The following is a 16,740-nucleotide window of genomic DNA, read 5'->3' on the forward strand; positions in this document are numbered from 1 at the left end:
GTGTCACGCGTCCGTGCTGTCGTCCTGGTTGTTAAAAACCAGTGTGCGGAAGCTTTCATGCTCACGCAGGTGTTCGAAACTGAGGTCTACCGAGGCATCGTCACGGTAAGCTTCTGAAATGTCTATAGCTTTTTGTAAAGTTGCCACGGCGTCCTCCCACCGACCAATCTCAGCGTAGGCGCAGGCGAGTTGGTAATGGGCATGACCATTGTCCGGGGCCAGCTTGAGCGCTCGTTGGCATAGGCTAATGGCCCACAGCGGTTCCTGGATCTCCAGAACGGCGTCGGCCTTATAACTGAGGGCCTCAACATCATCGGGCCGGAGTTCGAGAATCTGGTCGTAGGCCGCGATCTTGTTCTGCTGCGACGTCTCCTGGCTTGCCTTTAACCAGAGCGAATGCACTTCGTTGGTGCGCTCAATCTCTGCCTGGTTCTGGTGAATGATGTCGGATTTCTGCTTCAACTGGTCCTCAATGCCCTCCAGCCGTCTCTCGTATTCCACCACCAGTTCGTTAACGCGCTTCTCGGCCAGGCTGGTGAGCTGGTTACGCATGTCACGGATGGAGTTCCAGCCGATAACGACGAGAATAGAAGTGGCGCCGGCGATCAGGTAAAAGAAGTAGGTGACCGTGTCGGTGGCGTAGGACATGGTCTTGTCGGCTACCGACAGCTCCTTATCAACCACCTTTTCGATCAGCTCGGCCCGGGTGTTCTGCATCTCCTTGCGCAAGGCCTTGCTTTCTTCCAGCAGGTAAAGCTCGATGAACGGCGTGTACATTGGCTCTTCAAGGTCCGCCAAGGCGGCGGCGACATCGTCTGCGGTCACGTCTTTCCGGCCATTGGGGCCGGTGGTTTCCGGATCCTGGGCCTGAGCCGGCGCGACCAGCGTCATGATCAGTGCGAGGGCCACAAACGCCATAAGCATGGCGCGGATTTGACCCAGGCGGAGTGAACCCAGAGAGGTGCCGGAGGTCGGGCGGCTGGAAAGGAACCGGTACAGGTTTCGGCTGATCATGGAGCGACTTCCATTATTCGGTTTTTCAGAAAGTTGCTGACCATAGCATAGTGGCCGCTGGAAAAAATGCCCTAAGGCTTCAATTGGCAGGGGTGAAGTGGTGCCCGCTGGCCGCTAGGTGGAAGTGGCCACTTGCAATTTGCGTTGCAGAGACCTCTAATAGTTAGTGTTATAAACAAATCTGGTGTTTTCAGTGGCTCAGCCTTGGCTGAGCTTTCGTTTGAATGAGGCCAACGTCAATGGTGAGCACGAAGGGTGCGACCCCCAACTCCCTCGACACTCCCGATTCTAAACAGACCGGAGCATCTGCCCCGGACCGGAGCAGCACAGTGCACAATTACGAGCAGGTACTGGTCGCTTTGCGGCGGGTTATCCGCGCAACAGATCTCCATTCCAAGCGTCTTAGCAAGCACGCCGGCTTAACCGGTCCCCAGTTGCTGATCATGCGAACCATCCGCGCCCTGGGCGAAGTGACCATCGGCACCATTGCTGACAAGGTCAGTCTTAGTCAGGCGACGGTCACGACCATTCTGGACCGGCTGGAACAACGGAATCTGGTGTATCGGGTGCGCAGTACCCAGGACAAGCGCAAGGTGCACGCGCACCTGACGGAGCAGGGCGACGAGATTCTGGCCCGCGCCCCCAATCCGTTGCAGGAAGATTTCATCAAGAAGTTTCAGAGCCTTGATGAGTGGGAGCAGACCATGATCCTGGCCTCCCTTCAGCGAGTGGCCAACATGATGGACGCCGACGATATCGACGCCTCGCCGGTGCTGCACGTAGGCCCGGTGCTGCGTGAAGACGGCTGGAAGTCTGAGACCAAATCCTGAGCCTGGCCTCAGTGGGCGCCAACCACGCCCACTGAGCGGCGGGGTTAGTGAACGCTTGCCCCTCTGGCCGATTTGGTGCCAAAGCAAACCTGGAACACATCGTTATAGTGCCGGGCAAAGTTCACAGTCAGGCCTTCGCGCAGATATTCCGGTAACTCCTCGTAATCGCCGCGATTCGCTTCCGGCAGAATCAGGTTGCTGATCTTCTGCCGGCGCGCGGCAATGACCTTTTCCCGGATACCACCCACGGGCAGCACCTGACCGGTCAGGGTGAGTTCGCCGGTCATGGCGATGTTCTGCTGGGGCGATTCCCGGCGAGCGATGGACAGCAAGGCCGTTGCCATGGTGACGCCAGCGCTGGGGCCATCCTTGGGTGTCGCGCCCTCCGGAACGTGCAGGTGCACAAACGACTTGTCGAAGAAGGTTGGGTCACCCTTAAACCGTTTCAGGTTAGACGACACGTAGCTGTAGGCGATTTCCGCTGACTCCTTCATCACCTCACCGAGCTGACCGGTCAATTTAAAGCCGCGTTGGTTGGTGTGGATGCGCGAGGCCTCAATGCTCAGAGTCGCGCCGCCCATGGCGGTCCAGGCCAGGCCGGTGACGACGCCGATGCCTTTCAGTGACTTCTCCTTGCGGAAGGCCGGTTGGCCGAGATACTCGGTCAGATCCGAAACGCCGACCTTGATCGGGGTGTCGGGCTCTTCCAGTAATTTCACAATGCCCTTGCGGATGATCTTGTGCAGCAGCTTCTCCAGGCTGCGGACCCCGGCTTCCCGGGCATAGCCCTCGATTACCTGTTTAATAGCCGCGTCGGTCAGGTTGAGCTGCTTTTTCAGCAGTCCGGCCCGCTTCAACAGGCGCGGCAACAGGTAATGCTTGGCAATGGCCAATTTCTCCTCGGCGATGTAGCCGGACAAGCGGATAACATCCATGCGGTCCAGCAGAGGCCGGGGAATGGTGTCCAACTGGTTGGCGGTGCAGATGAACAGGACCTTGGACAGGTCCATACGCACGTCCAGATAATGGTCGAGAAATTCCCGGTTCTGCTCCGGGTCCAGGGTTTCCAACAGGGCCGAGGCCGGGTCGCCCTGGAATGAGGCGCCGATCTTGTCGATTTCGTCGAGCATGATGACCGGGTTGGCCACCTTGGCGTCCTTCAGCGCCTGCACGAACTTGCCTGGCATGGCGCCAATGTAGGTGCGCCGATGGCCCTTGATCTCGGCCTCGTCCCGCATGCCGCCGACACTGAAGCGGTAGAACTTTCGCCCCAGGGCATCGGCCACGGAATGGCCGATGCTGGTCTTGCCCACGCCCGGCGGCCCGACCAATAGCAGGATGGAGCCACTCACTTCGCCTTTAAAAGTGCCTTCGGCCAGGAACTCGACAATGCGGCTCTTCACATCGTCGAGGCCATCGTGGTCGCGGTCCAGAATGCGTTTGGCCTCGGCCAGGTCGAAATGGTCTTGCGAGTGCACACCCCAAGGCACCTGGGTCAGCCAGTCCAGATAGTTCCGGGTAACGCCGTATTCCGGGGAGCCCTGTTCCAGTATTTGCAGTTTCTGCACCTCGTCCTGAAAGCGCTCCTGCACCGATTCGGGCGGGTCCAGTTGGGCCATGCGCTGTTCGAAGCGTTCGACATCGGCGGTCTTGTCGTCTTTGGCCATACCCAGTTCACGCTGGATGACCTTGAGCTGTTCCTTCAGGAAGAACTCACGCTGGTGCTTCTGGACCTTGGCGTTTACCTCTTCACTGATTTCCGATTGCAGTCGAGCCACTTCCTGCTCTTTGCGCATTAGCAGCAGGACTTTCTCCATGCGCCGGAGCAGAGGCACGGTGTTGAGCACGTCCTGCAACTCCTGGCCCGGAGCGCTGGTCATGGAGGCGCCGAAGTCAGCCAGCGGTGAGCTGTCGTCCGGGCCGAATCGGGACAGGTACTGCTTCACGTCCTCGCCGTAGAGCGGGTTGGTGCGCAGCAGTTCCTTGATGGTGCTGATGATGGCCAGGGTGTAGGCCTTGAGTTCGTCCGGGTCTTCCTTCGGCTCTTTCGGGTATTCGACCTCCACCAGGTAGGGCGGTTTGCGGCGCAGCCACTGCACAATCCGGAACCGCTGCAGACCCTGGGCGATAAACTGCACCTTGCCACTCTCGTGCTGGGCCTGGTGTACGCGCACGGCACAGCCCATGGTTTCCAGTTCCTCGCTGCCGGGAATGTCCTGCTCGCTTTCCTGTTCGTCCACAAAACAGATGCCGAGTACCTTGTGGTCGGTCTCGCCAACACGTTTCAAGGTCTCCTGCCAGGGGTTTTGATTAACCATGATTGGCTGGACCTGGGCCGGGAAGAACGGACGATTGGACACCGGCAGCACATACATGCGCGTCGGCATCATCTGCTGGGGCAGGGCGAGGCTCTTGCTGTGCTCATCCTTGCCAATGTACTCGGTCAGGTCCTCTTCGAACTCTTCAAATGAGCCTGTGCGGTTTTCGTCATTCATGCCGTGAAACATCCCCGGGAAAAGAGTGTGGTATCGTCCGGTCATTATCAGCGCGGGTGCGACCGGAATGACGTGTTCTTTCCTATGTGACGGCAGATACGGCTATTTCAAGGATTCAGCCTTGTTCGCCAGTCGCTTGCCGGTTACGCGCTGAGCGGTCGCTAGCGCCTTGATTTACTGGGTTGTGCCCCCATGATTTTTGGCATCCCGAATGATTCATCCGATTTTTGCAGGTGCAATGCATGAGCAATTCTCCGTACGTTTTTGAAGCTACGATGGAAAACTTCCAGCAGCAGGTAATGGAGGCTTCGGCCAACACGCCCATTCTGGTGGATGTCTGGGCCGACTGGTGTGCGCCCTGCAAGCAACTGACGCCGGTGTTGGAAAAGCTCGCTGACGATTACGAAGGTGGTTTTCTGTTAGCCAAGGTCAATGCGGATGAGCAGCAGGAGCTCACCTCCAGTCTGGGTGTCCGCAGCCTGCCCACCATCATCCTGGTCAAGAACGGTCAGGCCGTTGATGGCTTTAACGGTGCCTTGCCCGAGGGTGAAATCCGCAAGGTGCTCGACAAGCATGTAGAGGCGCCGGAGGAAGACCCGTATGACAAGGCTCATCGGCTGTGGGAAGGCGGTGACGTGGACGGGGCAACCGCGATCCTGACCGAACTGAATCAGAAGGACCCGGACAACCTGAAGGTGTTGATCGATCTGGCTCAGTTGAAAGCGGAAGCTGGCGATCTGGAAACCGCCGAGCAGGTGCTGGAAAGCCTGCCTCCGGAAGAGAAAATGCAGCATCAGGCCAAGCAGCTGGCGGCCCGGGTGAAGTTCCTGAAACAGTCGGCTGAGCTGCCGCCGATCAAGGATCTGGAAATGGCGCTGGAGCAGGAACCGAAAGATCCCAATGCCCTGCACCAGTTGGCCCTGCACCACGTGCTGCTGGAAAATAATGCCGAGGCCATGGATTTGCTGATCCGGCTGATGCAGGTCGACAGCAAGTACAAAGACGAAGCCGCCAAGACCACCCTGATCGAGCTCTTCGACAAGCTGGGTAATAACAACCCTGACGTACGCACCTACCGGCGCAAGCTCTACACTCTGATGCACTGATTCCTATGCGCGGAGCCGCCGTGCTCCGCGCTCCGAAACCCGCAATCCGGCCGCTGGCTGGTGTAGGTGCCAGTGTCGGGGAACCTATTCGGTGTTTTCGCCTCCCACTGTGAAGGCAAACTGACGGTGGGGTGAGAGTGTGGCACGGCTGATTGGGTTCTCGGCTCTTGTCATTTTGTTGCTGGCAACCCTCGCCGGGTGTGCCGCCCGTCCAGCCTTTCACACGCCAGTAGTTGCACTGCCAATAACTTGCGAACAGCAATTCGAGCGCTGGCATTTCCAGGTCGCCACCGACGGGCGTTTTGATGCCCAGGACTGGTCGCCGCCCGGTTATCCCTATCTGCGCATTGATCGCTTGCTGGCAAGTTTCGAGTTGGCTGATTTGTCGCTGGCCCAGCGCCGGGACTGGTTGGCGCACGCCCATGATAAAGCGCAGCAAGGCTGGCACTACGAGATGCAGGGCGGCCCGGCTCAGGCGGCTCAATGGTTGGCCAAGCTCAGGAAATGCGCCGGTCTCGCTGTCGCGGCATTAGCTGACAACGATGCTCTCTGGCACCGACTTGCCTCTGTTGCGCAGGTGCCGGACAGCTACAGTACTGGTGCTCAAATATCCGGGCTCTACCCATTGATGGTGCCGATTGTTGACTGGCGAGCCGGCGTGACCATGGGGGCCCTGGCTCAGCGGTTTGACCACTACACCCCCCGGGGCAGGTGGCAGAGTTATCATCTGGCAGTGTCGGAGCCGAAAATTGCCAATACCCCTGGCGGCTGGACTCGGGACAGTCTCGGCATCCCGATCGTTGACGCTCACGAGCTTGAGAATTTGTTCCGCCACCACGCGCCGGTCTGGCGCCTCGACACCCTCGACCGCAATGACCGTCCGGGCCGGCCAGGGCGTGGCAAGGGTGGCCGATTGCGGTTTCAACTGGAGCCCGTGGTGTTTACCCATCTGGAGTTCAGTTACGTTCAGGGCACTATTCAGCCTCAACTGGTTTACCTGGTCTGGTTTGCCGCCCGGTCAGCGGAATCCTGGCCCGATATCTACGCTGGTGCGCTAGATGGCCTGGTTTGGCGGGTCACTCTCGACGACCAGGCGCGTGCGTTGGTGTACGACAGCATCCACCCCTGCGGCTGCTATCACCAATGGCTGCTGGTGAAAGACGGTCTGAGTCCACGGCCTACCGTGAACCTCAGGGCTGAGGATCTGTGGGTGCTTGATGAGTTGTCGGAAAACTCGGGGTCTCCGGTGCTGTCGCTCTCAGCGGGTGATCACCAGTTGGTTGGGGTTCAGTTTGTAGGGAGCGTGGCGGAACCGACCGACCGGACTGCCGGTCGCCCCTATCGCCGCTATCGCCTGGAACCCCTTGACCGGTTGCGGGGGCGCTCCTGGTCCGGTGGGCGCCTGTATGGCTTCGATGGTCTGATTGACGGTACGGAGCGGCTGGAGCGTTATTTGCTCTGGCCCACCGGCGTCGTCTCAGCCGGAGCAATGCGCCAGTGGGGGCATCACGCGGTATCTTTCGTCGGGCGCCGCCATTTTGATGATCCCGATCTGCTGGATCAGTATTTCTGGTTGCCCCCATCGTGGAAAGCCCGTCGCTCCTCGCGGGGGCAATAACCAGCAACCCCGGGCGGGGCCGCTGGCGGGCAGTTGGCTAGTTAGCCGTTGCCCTTCTTCATCTGCTCGAATTCATCTTCAAAGAAGAACTTCTCTTCTCCGAATGCCGGCTCCAGCTCATGCAACCAGGTTGCCGTGTCGCTGTACTTGGCAAAGAACGGGCGCTGAACCCAGTCCGGGTTGCGGCCCTGCAGGAAGCGCAGAACAAACACCTTCTCACCCTTGATCTCGGTGATGCCCTGGATTTCCACTTTGCCGGGGCCGGCGCTCATTGACGGGCCGCGCGCGGTGCGGGCCAGACCGCTGACCTTCTTCATGGCTTCCCGGTAGATATGGAAGGCCTCGGCCAGCGGCACTTCAAAGTAGTTCTTGGCGCCGGTGTCCCGCTCCACAAACATGTAGTAGGGGATGATGCCGAGCTGCACTTCCTTCTTCCAGAGCTTGGCCCAGGCGTCGGCGTCGTCGTTCACGTGTTTGATCAACGGGCCCTGGGCACGAATCTCGGCACCGGTGGCGCGAATGCGGCGGATGGCCTCTTCGGCGATGTCGGTGGTGATTTCCTGCCAGTGGTTGTAGTGCGCCATGATGGCAACGTGCTTGCCGGCATCTACCAGTTGCGCGAACAGGTCGATCAGTTCCTCGGCGTCCTTGTCGGTAACGAAACGGTACGGCCAGAAGGTCAGGGCCTTGGTGCCGATCCGAATGGTCTGGATGTGGTCGAACTCCGGCTGCAACAGCGGCTCCAGGTACTGCACCAGGTTCTTGGTCTTCATCACCATGGGGTCGCCGCCGGTCACCAGCAGGTCGGTCACCTCGGTGTGCTCCTGCAGGTAGCCGTGCAGCTTCTCGGCTTCGGTGCTGGCCATCTTCAGGTCTTTGTCACCGACAAACTGGGCCCAGCGGAAACAGAAGGTGCAGTAAGAGTGGCAAGTCTGACCCTGGGCTGGGAAGAACAGCACGGTTTCCCGATACTTGTGTTGTACGCCGTCCAGTACTTCGCCATCCAGTTCGGGCATGTTCATTTCCATCTGCCCGGCCGGGTGCGGATTCAGTTCGTCACGAATCTCTTTCGCGACCGCCTGGATCTCCTTTTTATCGGCACCGTCCCGGTGCATCTGCGCCATGCGCTCATAATGCTCGTCTTTCAGCATGCTTTTCTGAGGGAAGACCAGCTGATAGATCGGGTCGTTGGGTACTTTGTCCCAGTTGATCAGTTCGTTGATCACGTACTCGTTTACCCGGAAGGGCAGCACGCTGGCGACCACCTTCATTTCGAACAGGGTGGCCTCGGGCAGGGTGTCTTGAATGATGTCGATCTTGTCGAGCTGCTTGTCGGTGTAGACCTTGAAGCGCCGCTCCTCGAATTCGGTAGTCGGAATCCGGTTGGGAAAGCTGACGATGGAGTTCATAGATCGCCCTCTGTGTTGTAAGCCATAAGACAGGAGGGCGGAATCGCCGCCACTCCGCTGGTTAAAAAACGGGCAGGCGAGTATACATAACTTGCTGTTTATTTTCAGGTCTAATTAAAAAAGCCAGTCCTGAACGCACGTTAGAGATTTGGTAACGCCGAATTGGCGGGAAAATTCGGCTAATGTCATGGAAATGTCGTAAATAGCCTGGCGTGAAAAATTTAGCGTAAGAATGAATTGTGATGGATTGCCGCCCCTACGACCTTGGTCTGAATGAGGTTGTTTGATGGTCCAAAAGCGGTCATTCTTCCGTAACTAACCGCAAGTTATTCCTTTAAATGGGAGATAAGCCGTCATTTGGTTGAGCTTGCTAATGATAATGTAGTAATATTACTACTTTTCGGGCGTTGTGTTCCCTCTGTGTCCAGCTCGATCGGCGGCCCTGAGCCAAAAGCCGTTATCTTTCAGGGTGATCAGACAGGCAAAGTGGTGAGGCTGTTCTATGCTTGAGGAAGGTTTCAGGCACGGTCCGTCGGCGCCGCTGCCACGCTTAAACACCCATAACAATACTCTGCAATCCATCGCAGCTTATCTACACCGCACGCGCGTGACTGCTGATCGTGGCCAGCGCGGCACTCTTTGATGCCAAGGGGAGGGTTTGATGTACCAGGACGATGATCCCATTGAAACCAGTGAATGGCTGGACGCGCTTGAATCTCTGATCGAGCAGGAAGGCGTTGACCGGGCCAAGTATATTCTTGAGAGGCTGTCCGAGCGGGCAAGCCGAGACGGCACCGAGCTGCCGTATTCCATTACTACACCGTTCCGCAACAGCATCCCGGTTACGCAGGAAGCGCGTATGCCGGGTGATTTGTTTATGGAGCGTCGCATTCGCTCGCTTATCCGCTGGAACGCCATGGCAATGGTGCTTCGGGCGAATCAGCGTCCTGGTGAGCTGGGTGGGCACGTCTCTTCCTTCTCGTCTGCAGCAACCCTTTATGACGTTGGCTTCAACTACTTCTTCCACGGCGGTGACGAGAAGCGCGAATCCGACCTTGTCTACTTCCAGGGCCATTCATCGCCCGGCATCTATGCCCGCTCCTACCTTGAGGGCCGGTTTGAGGAAGCGCAGTTGGACAAGTACCGGGAAGAGGTTGATGGCGATGGCCTGTCGTCCTATCCCCACCCCTGGTTGATGCCGGATTACTGGCAGTTCCCGACTGTGTCGATGGGTCTGGGGCCGATTCAGGCCATTTACCAGGCACACGTCATGAAGTACCTGCACAGCCGCGAACTGATCGACATGGGCGATCGGAAGGTCTGGTGCTTTGTTGGTGACGGTGAGTGTGACGAGCCGGAAACCCTGGGCTCCATTTCCATGGCCGGCCGGGAAAACCTCAGTAACCTGATCTTCGTTGTTAACTGCAACCTGCAGCGCCTGGATGGCCCGGTACGGGGCAATGGCAAAATCATCCAGGAACTGGAAGGCATCTTCCGGGGTGCTGGTTGGAACGTCCTCAAAGTGGTCTGGGGTCGCATGTGGGATCCGCTGTTCGAGAAAGACAAGGATGGCCTGATGCAGCGCGTGATGGACGAAGCTGTCGATGGCGATCTGCAGAACTTCAAGAGCAACGGCCCGGCCTATACCCGCAAGAACTTCTTCGGCAAGTACCCGGAACTGTCCAAGCTGGTTGAGCATTTGTCTGACGAAGACATTAACAAGCTGAATCGTGGCGGCCACGACCCGTACAAGATCTACGCGGCCTACCACAAGGCCATGCATGATCACGGCAACCGTCCGACCGTTATCCTGGCGCACACCATCAAGGGTTACGGTTTCGGCACTGCCGGCGAAGCCCAGAACACCGCCCACTCGCTGAAGAAGCTGGATGTGGAACAGCTGAAGGCGTTCCGGGACCGGTTTGGCGTACCGCTGAAGGATGAGGAGCTGAAAGACGTTCCCTACTACCGTCCGGCGCCGGACAGCCCGGAAATGCTGTACATGAAAAAGCGTCGTCAGGAGCTTGGTGGTTTCTATCCGAAGCGTCGGAAAGACTGCCAGCGTCTGGAAACGCCGCCGCTGGATACCTTCAAGGCACTGCTGGAAGGCTCCAATGGTCGCGAGATCTCCACCACCATGGCGTTCGTTCGCCTGCTGACTGCGCTCACCAAAGACAAGCGCATCGGTAAGCGGGTAGTACCGATCGTGCCAGACGAGGCGCGGACCTTCGGCATGGAAGGCATGTTCCGCCAGCTGGGTATCTACACGTCCGAAGGCCAGAAGTACGTGCCGGAAGACCGTGAGCAGATCATGTACTACAAGGAAGACAAGAAAGGTCAGATCCTTGAGGAAGGCATCAACGAAGATGGCTCCATGGCAGCCTGGATCGCGGCGGCCACGTCGTACAGCACCAACAACTTCCCGCTGGTGCCGTTCTACATCTTCTACTCCATGTTTGGTTTCCAGCGTGTAGGCGATCTGGCCTGGGCTGCTGGCGATATCCAGGCGCGGGGCTTCCTGGTCGGTGGTACTGCCGGCCGTACCACGCTGAACGGTGAAGGCCTGCAGCACCAGGATGGCCACAGCCATATTCTGGCGCAGACCATCCCGAGCTGTAAGTCGTACGACCCGGCCTACGGTTACGAAATGGCCGTTATCGTGCAGTACGGTATCAAGGAGATGTTCGAGGACAACCAGAACGTCTACTACTACCTGACCATCGAGAACGAAAACTACGAGCAGCCGGCCATGCCGAAAGGCAAGAAGGTTGAAGACGGCATTATGAAGGGTATGTACCTTCTCGATTCCGTAGAGACCAAAGGCCGCAAGAAGTCGCCGCGGGTTCAGCTGCTGGGCGCTGGCGCAATCCTCAACGAGGTGCGTGCTGCTGCCGAATTGCTGAAAGAAGACTTCGAGATTGCCAGTGATGTCTGGAGTGTCACCAGCTTCAACGAGCTGGCCCGTGACGGTCAGCATGTCGACCGCTGGAACCGTCTGCACCCGGACGACTCCCCGAAGAAGGCGTACATTACCGAGTGCCTGGAGAAGCAGCAGGGGCCGGTGGTGTCTTCTACTGACTACATGAAGTTGTTCTCCGAGCAGGTTCGCGCCTTCATTCCGCAGACTTTCGTTACCCTGGGTACCGATGGTTACGGTCGCAGTGACACCCGCGAGAAGCTGCGCAGTCACTTCGAGGTTGACCGTTATCACGTGGCCGTGACCGCTCTGTCGGCACTGGCGCAGGACGGTGAAGTTAAGAAGGATGTGGTTCTCGAAGCCATGCGGAAGTACGGAATCGATCGCAACAAAACGAACCCGGTGCTGAGCTAAGGAGACCGCCATGAGTGAACAGGAAATCAAGGTTCCCGATCTCGGCGGTGCGGACGAGGTCGAGGTTATTGAAATCATCGTCAGCAAGGGGGATTCGGTTGAAGAAGAGGATCCGATTCTGACGGTTGAGTCTGACAAGGCATCGGTTGAGCTGCCTTCGCCAGGCACCGGCAAGATCACCAATATCAGTGTGAAGGTCGGTGACAAGGTTAAGGAAGGCGACGTCGTCGGCACCATGGAAATGGGTGATGCCGGTGGCGAAGACGACGCCAAAGAGCAAGCTGACGACAAGTCAGAGCAGGCATCCGAAGCCGCTTCTGAGGCTAAATCCGGTGACAGCTCTGCCGATAAGGCAGAGCCAAGCAAGCCGGCCGCGAAAAAAGGCGGTGGCTCGCGGAAGGAAACCGTTAAGGTTCCCGCACTGGATGGCTTCGACAATGTCCCGGTGATCGAGATCAACGTCGCCGAAGGCGATTCCATCGAGGCGGACGACGCCCTGGTGACGGTCGAGTCGGACAAGGCCACCATGGAGATTCCAGCGCCCTACGCGGGCAAGGTTGGCAAGATCCTGGTGTCTGAGGGCGACAAGCTGTCCGAAGGCGATGATCTGCTCGAGATGACCGTCGAGGAAGAAGGCGGCGAGTCAGACGATAAGGCCGAAGCTGAGCCCGCCACGGAAGCTAAGAAGCATGAGGGCAAGGCGCAACAGCCAAAGCAGGAGAAGGCTGCTCCTGAGCCTCAGGGCGCGACCTACGAGCCGCCAGCACCGGGCACCAAGGTCCATGCTGGCCCGGCTGTACGTAAGCTGGCCCGTGAATTGGGCGCCGATCTGACCCGCGTTAAGGGTTCAGGTCCCAAGAACCGGATCGTGAAAGACGATGTCCAGGCTTACGTGAAGAGTCAGTTGCAGCAGGCTCAGCAGGGCGCCTCCGTGGGTACCGGTTCCGGTATTCCCGGGGTCAAGCTGCCGGACTTCAGCCAGTTTGGTGAGATCGAAAAAGAAGCGATGTCACGCATGATGTCGGCCACGGCCACCAACATGCAGCGCAGCTGGCTGAACGTGCCTCACGTGACCCAGTTCGAAGACGCGGACATCACCGACATGGAAGCCTTCCGCAAGGCCCAGAAGGCCGCAGGCGAGAAGAAAGGTGTGAAGATGACACCGCTGCCCTTCATGTTGAAAGCCTGTGCCACGGCGTTGGCGGAGCTGCCTCAGTTCAATGTTTCACTGGACATGGATAAGAAGGAAGTTATCCGCAAGCAGTACATCCACATCGGCATCGCCGTGGATACGCCGCACGGGTTGATGGTTCCGGTGATTCGCAACGTGGATCAGAAGGGCTTGTGGGAACTGGCGGCGGAAAGTGCTGAGCTGGCCCAGAAGGCCCGGGACAAGCAGCTGAAGCCTGCCGAGATGCAGGGTGCCTGCTTTACCATCACCAGTCTGGGTGGTATCGGCGGCACTGCGTTCACGCCAATCGTGAACACACCGGAGGTGGCTATCCTGGGTATTTCCAAGGCGGCGATGAAGCCGGTTTGGGATGGCAAGGAGTTCCAGCCCCGGTTGATGCTGCCGCTGTCGCTGTCCTACGATCACCGAGCAGTGAACGGGGCAGACGCAGCGCGGTTCACCACGCTGTTGAGTCAGTTGTTGGGAGACATTCGGTCCCTGCTGCTGTAATCAGGCGCAGGTTCCGAAGTTTCTTCGGTCGAAAAAAAGCCGGAAGGGCATTATGCCTTTCCGGCTTTTTCGTTTTGGGCTCTCTTCCTTTGAGATCCTTTCCTTGGGCGTCTGTTAGTTGGCGAAGAACATCCAGTCGAAGTAATCGTGTAGGTCCTGCATGGTGGCGGCTTCGTACGGTTGGGTCAGTTCAAACAGCAGGTTCTGGTCTTTGGCTTTTTTCATGGTGTCACCTCGTGGGTTGCTATGCTGAACCGGGCGGAGTGCCTCTGTTGCACTTCGTTCAGAGTAAACAAAGCATCGAGTGTGCCAAGCGCGTAGTGTTGGCTAAGTGTTTGAATTAGCTGGTCAGGGAGAGTAATGCTTTAGGTGCTTGGCTAGGGCGTGCTGCAAGTTGGTGCCAGATGCACCGGGACGGAACGAAAAAACCCCGGCAGGGCCGGGGCTTTTCCGAGTTAACTTCTAGGGAAGATTAGAAGTTGTACTGCGAGGCAAACAGGAGGCGGCTTGCGTCGCCGTCTGTGCCATCGACGTTTTCACGGCTCAGGAACTGGTATTCAACGCCCATCATGACGTTTTTAACCGGGCTCCACTTGTAGTTGGCCATGATTGCCGAGTTGGTTTCGCTTTGGTCTGCAACTGCTGCTGCGCCCAAGTCATTCTCAGCGTCATCCCAGTCAACTTCGACCATGCCGTAGCCGATGTTGATGCTGCGGCCACCGCCCAGGTTAATGCCAGTGCCGATAGTGGCGCCGTAGCCAGAGATGGTTTCGACATCACCGTTAGGAGCTACGTAGGCGCTGGCGGCGCCAAAGTTTTCCCCGGACCGGTACAGGTAGCTGTTAGCACCGTCAGTGTAGGACACGTTACCTTGAATGGTGATCATGTCGGTCACTGACATCTTGGCAGACAGGAAGGTGGCGAAACCGAACGCGGAATCGTCGTTGGTTCCATCGTCATAGCCTACCTGGTGCGCCAGAACGGCTGCTGAATACCCCAGTCCACCAGAAGAGTCTTCCAGGCGCGCCGTCAGTGCCGGCATGGCATCCTTTTCTTCAATGTCAGTGACGAACGAGTCGTCGTCGACAAATGAACTACTTGGTTGCTCAAGAGAGAAAGACAGTGGTCCATTAGTGTACCGAAGCTGGGTAGACCGGGACTGCAGGCCTGCGTTACCCGGAAGGGAGTCGAAGTCCAGAGTTGAGGTGTTGCCGACGAAGCTGGTGAAGTTCGACCAGGTCTGACCAGCCAGGATGCCCATGTAAGAGCCATAAGCGTGACGCAGGCGCAGAACGCCGCCGCCGCTGCCGCGGAAGTCACCTTCTACGTTGACCATTACACCTTCAGGGCTAGTTGCTTTGATGCCAATACGGCTCTGGAAGGCGTCTGCACCGAAGTGACCTTCGGCTGCATTATCGTTGCCAGCAAGGCCGGCGTAGGAGCCGGAGCGGGTGCTCAGCGCCTGGTTGCTGTCAATATCGTAACTGGCGTTCAGGCGGCCATAACCGTAAACGGCCATGTCGTAATCGCCAGCAGTGAAGCTAACCGCGCCAGCCTGGCCTGCTACCCCTAGCACTGCCGCTGCTGCTGTCGCACGAATAGCCATTCTTAGTTTGTTGCTTTGCATTGTTGTTGTCTCCACACATTTATTGTTGTTGGACCCAGAATCAAGGTAGTTACCAAATTGTGACATTTCAACTTAATTCGCGCTTTATTTAGACGAAGGTCTATGGCCGCTTTTCGCTGCTAGGACAGGGATCTGCGCTCATCGAGATGGCGTATGATAATTGTATGACCAGTCAAACAACCTACCTTCAGGAAACAACTTTCGCCTTCCTTGATATCGAAACCACGGGGGGGCAATTCTGCCCGCGATCGGATTACCGAGATTGGTATACGTTTCTGGCGTGCCGGCGAAGTTGTGGGGGAATGGCAAACCCTGCTGAATCCGGAAACCCGGATATCTGCCTTCATTGAGAATTTTACCGGTATTTCCAATGAGATGGTGGCGGATGCGCCGCTGTTCGCAGACATGGCGGACGAGCTGGAAAAGCAACTGAAGGGCACGGTATTTGTGGCTCACAACGCCCGGTTTGACTATGGCTTTATCAAGTCAGAATTCCGCCGGCTTGGGCGCCTGTTTTCCGCCAAAGTTCTGTGCACGGTGAAGTTGTCGCGCCGGCTGTATCCGGAGTTTCGCCGCCACAACATGGACGCACTGATTGAGCGACACGGCTTGGCCCGGGTTCAGCGTCACCGGGCCATGGGCGATGTCGAGGCAATGCTGTCATTTTTCCTGCACGCACGCACTGATCGAGGCGATAAGGCGATGGAGGATGCCATCGCCACCTTGCTGCAGCGCCCCAGTATTCCCTCCCATTTGCCGCCGGACACGCTCCAGGATTTGCCGTCGAGCCCGGGTGTTTACCGGTTTTACGGCGAGAATGATGCGCTGTTGTATGTCGGCAAGAGCACCAATATTGCCCAGCGGGTCGCCTCGCATTTCTCTGGAGATCACAACTCCAGCCGCGGTGTGCGGATGTCGGAGAGCCTGCGCCGGGTGGACTGGACCCAAACCGCGGGGGAGCTTGGGGCATTGCTTCTGGAACTGAAACAGATCAAGACCTTGAAGCCACTCTTTAATCGTCGCTCCCGGGCCGCCAAGCACCTGGTGAGTATCGAGCTGAGTGAGACTGATGCGGGCTACCTGCAGGCGCGCCTGGTGCGGGAGATTGCACCACATCGGCTGGGCAACTACTTCGGTCTGTTTCGGAGCAAGCGTGATGCCGAGCGCGCCCTGAGTGGTATCGCCGCAAAAAATGAGCTTTGCAACCGGTTGCTGGGCCTGGAGCCGGAACACGAAGGCGCCTGCTTTCAGCGCACCCTTGGGCGTTGCAAGGGCGCGTGCGAGGGCTTGGAGGATGTCACCCGCTATAACCTGCGCACCCAGATCGCGTTCCACGCCTTGCGTCTGCAAACCTGGCCCTGGAAAGGTCCGGTGGGGGTAGTGGAGCATGACCGATTCACCGGGAGGACTGACATCCTGGTGGTGTACAACTGGATGCACGTAACCACCGTGCATGACGAAGCCGATCTGCACGGGCTGTCCCTGTGCGGCCAGGTGGTCACTTTCGATCTGGATTCCTACAAGCTGTTGATCAAGGCGCTGCTGGGTAGGGATGGGCAAAACCGCAAAATCCTCGAGCTTCCTGCGGTTGGTGCGCCGGATGTGCTTATGCCCTGAGTGGCGTATCAT

General features: G+C 57.9%; 9 protein-coding genes and 1 pseudogene. 6 read left to right on the forward strand and 4 right to left on the reverse strand.

Annotated features, from left to right (window positions below; translation table 11 throughout):
• Nucleotides 1-3: 3 nt before the first annotated feature.
• Complete coding sequence (locus FCS96_RS03175; protein WP_138439627.1) at nucleotides 4-924, reverse strand: tetratricopeptide repeat protein; 921 nt, start codon at nucleotides 922-924, stop codon at nucleotides 4-6.
• A gap of 419 nt (nucleotides 925-1,343) precedes the next feature.
• On the opposite strand from FCS96_RS03175, the gene FCS96_RS03180 reads away from it, so the two are divergent.
• The gene (locus FCS96_RS03180) at nucleotides 1,344-1,844 is read left to right on the forward strand and encodes a MarR family winged helix-turn-helix transcriptional regulator (RefSeq protein ID WP_138438776.1); all 501 of its coding nucleotides are present in this window, start codon (nucleotides 1,344-1,346) and stop codon (nucleotides 1,842-1,844) included.
• 44 nt (nucleotides 1,845-1,888) lie between these two features.
• Here FCS96_RS03180 and lon read toward each other — a convergent pair whose 3' ends face one another.
• On the reverse strand, nucleotides 1,889-4,339 hold the full coding sequence (gene lon / locus FCS96_RS03185; protein ID WP_138438777.1) for an endopeptidase La: 2,451 nt from the start codon (nucleotides 4,337-4,339) through the stop codon (nucleotides 1,889-1,891).
• A 242-nt stretch (nucleotides 4,340-4,581) separates the two neighbouring features.
• On the opposite strand from lon, the gene trxA reads away from it, so the two are divergent.
• Both trxA and FCS96_RS03195 read left to right on the forward strand, forming a co-directional pair.
• A complete protein-coding gene (gene trxA / locus FCS96_RS03190; protein WP_138438778.1) occupies nucleotides 4,582-5,445 on the forward strand; it encodes a thioredoxin in 864 nt (287 codons plus the stop codon).
• 139 nt (nucleotides 5,446-5,584) lie between these two features.
• The gene (locus FCS96_RS03195) at nucleotides 5,585-7,063 is read left to right on the forward strand and encodes a hypothetical protein (RefSeq protein WP_138438779.1); all 1,479 of its coding nucleotides are present in this window, start codon (nucleotides 5,585-5,587) and stop codon (nucleotides 7,061-7,063) included.
• A 41-nt stretch (nucleotides 7,064-7,104) separates the two neighbouring features.
• Here the strand turns inward: FCS96_RS03195 and FCS96_RS03200 are convergent, their stop codons facing one another.
• The gene (locus FCS96_RS03200) at nucleotides 7,105-8,472 is read right to left on the reverse strand and encodes a KamA family radical SAM protein (RefSeq protein WP_138438780.1); all 1,368 of its coding nucleotides are present in this window, start codon (nucleotides 8,470-8,472) and stop codon (nucleotides 7,105-7,107) included.
• Nucleotides 8,473-9,133: 661 nt separating this feature from the next.
• On the opposite strand from FCS96_RS03200, the gene aceE reads away from it, so the two are divergent.
• The gene (gene aceE / locus FCS96_RS03205; protein ID WP_138438781.1) at nucleotides 9,134-11,803 is read left to right on the forward strand and encodes a pyruvate dehydrogenase (acetyl-transferring), homodimeric type; all 2,670 of its coding nucleotides are present in this window, start codon (nucleotides 9,134-9,136) and stop codon (nucleotides 11,801-11,803) included.
• A gap of 10 nt (nucleotides 11,804-11,813) precedes the next feature.
• Nucleotides 11,814-13,484 (forward strand): dihydrolipoyllysine-residue acetyltransferase, encoded by a 1,671-nt coding sequence (aceF, locus tag FCS96_RS03210; RefSeq protein WP_138438782.1) that lies wholly within the window; start codon nucleotides 11,814-11,816, stop codon nucleotides 13,482-13,484.
• Nucleotides 13,485-13,956: 472 nt separating this feature from the next.
• Here the strand turns inward: aceF and FCS96_RS03215 are convergent, their stop codons facing one another.
• On the reverse strand, nucleotides 13,957-15,111 hold the full coding sequence (locus FCS96_RS03215; RefSeq protein ID WP_171040655.1) for a DcaP family trimeric outer membrane transporter: 1,155 nt from the start codon (nucleotides 15,109-15,111) through the stop codon (nucleotides 13,957-13,959).
• A gap of 164 nt (nucleotides 15,112-15,275) precedes the next feature.
• Here FCS96_RS03215 and FCS96_RS03220 point away from each other — a divergent pair.
• Nucleotides 15,276-16,728: pseudogene (locus FCS96_RS03220) on the forward strand (exonuclease domain-containing protein).
• Nucleotides 16,729-16,740: the final 12 nt, after the last annotated feature.

The sequence above is a fragment of the Marinobacter alexandrii genome (genome assembly GCF_005871205.1).
Classification (GTDB): domain Bacteria; phylum Pseudomonadota; class Gammaproteobacteria; order Pseudomonadales; family Oleiphilaceae; genus Marinobacter; species Marinobacter alexandrii.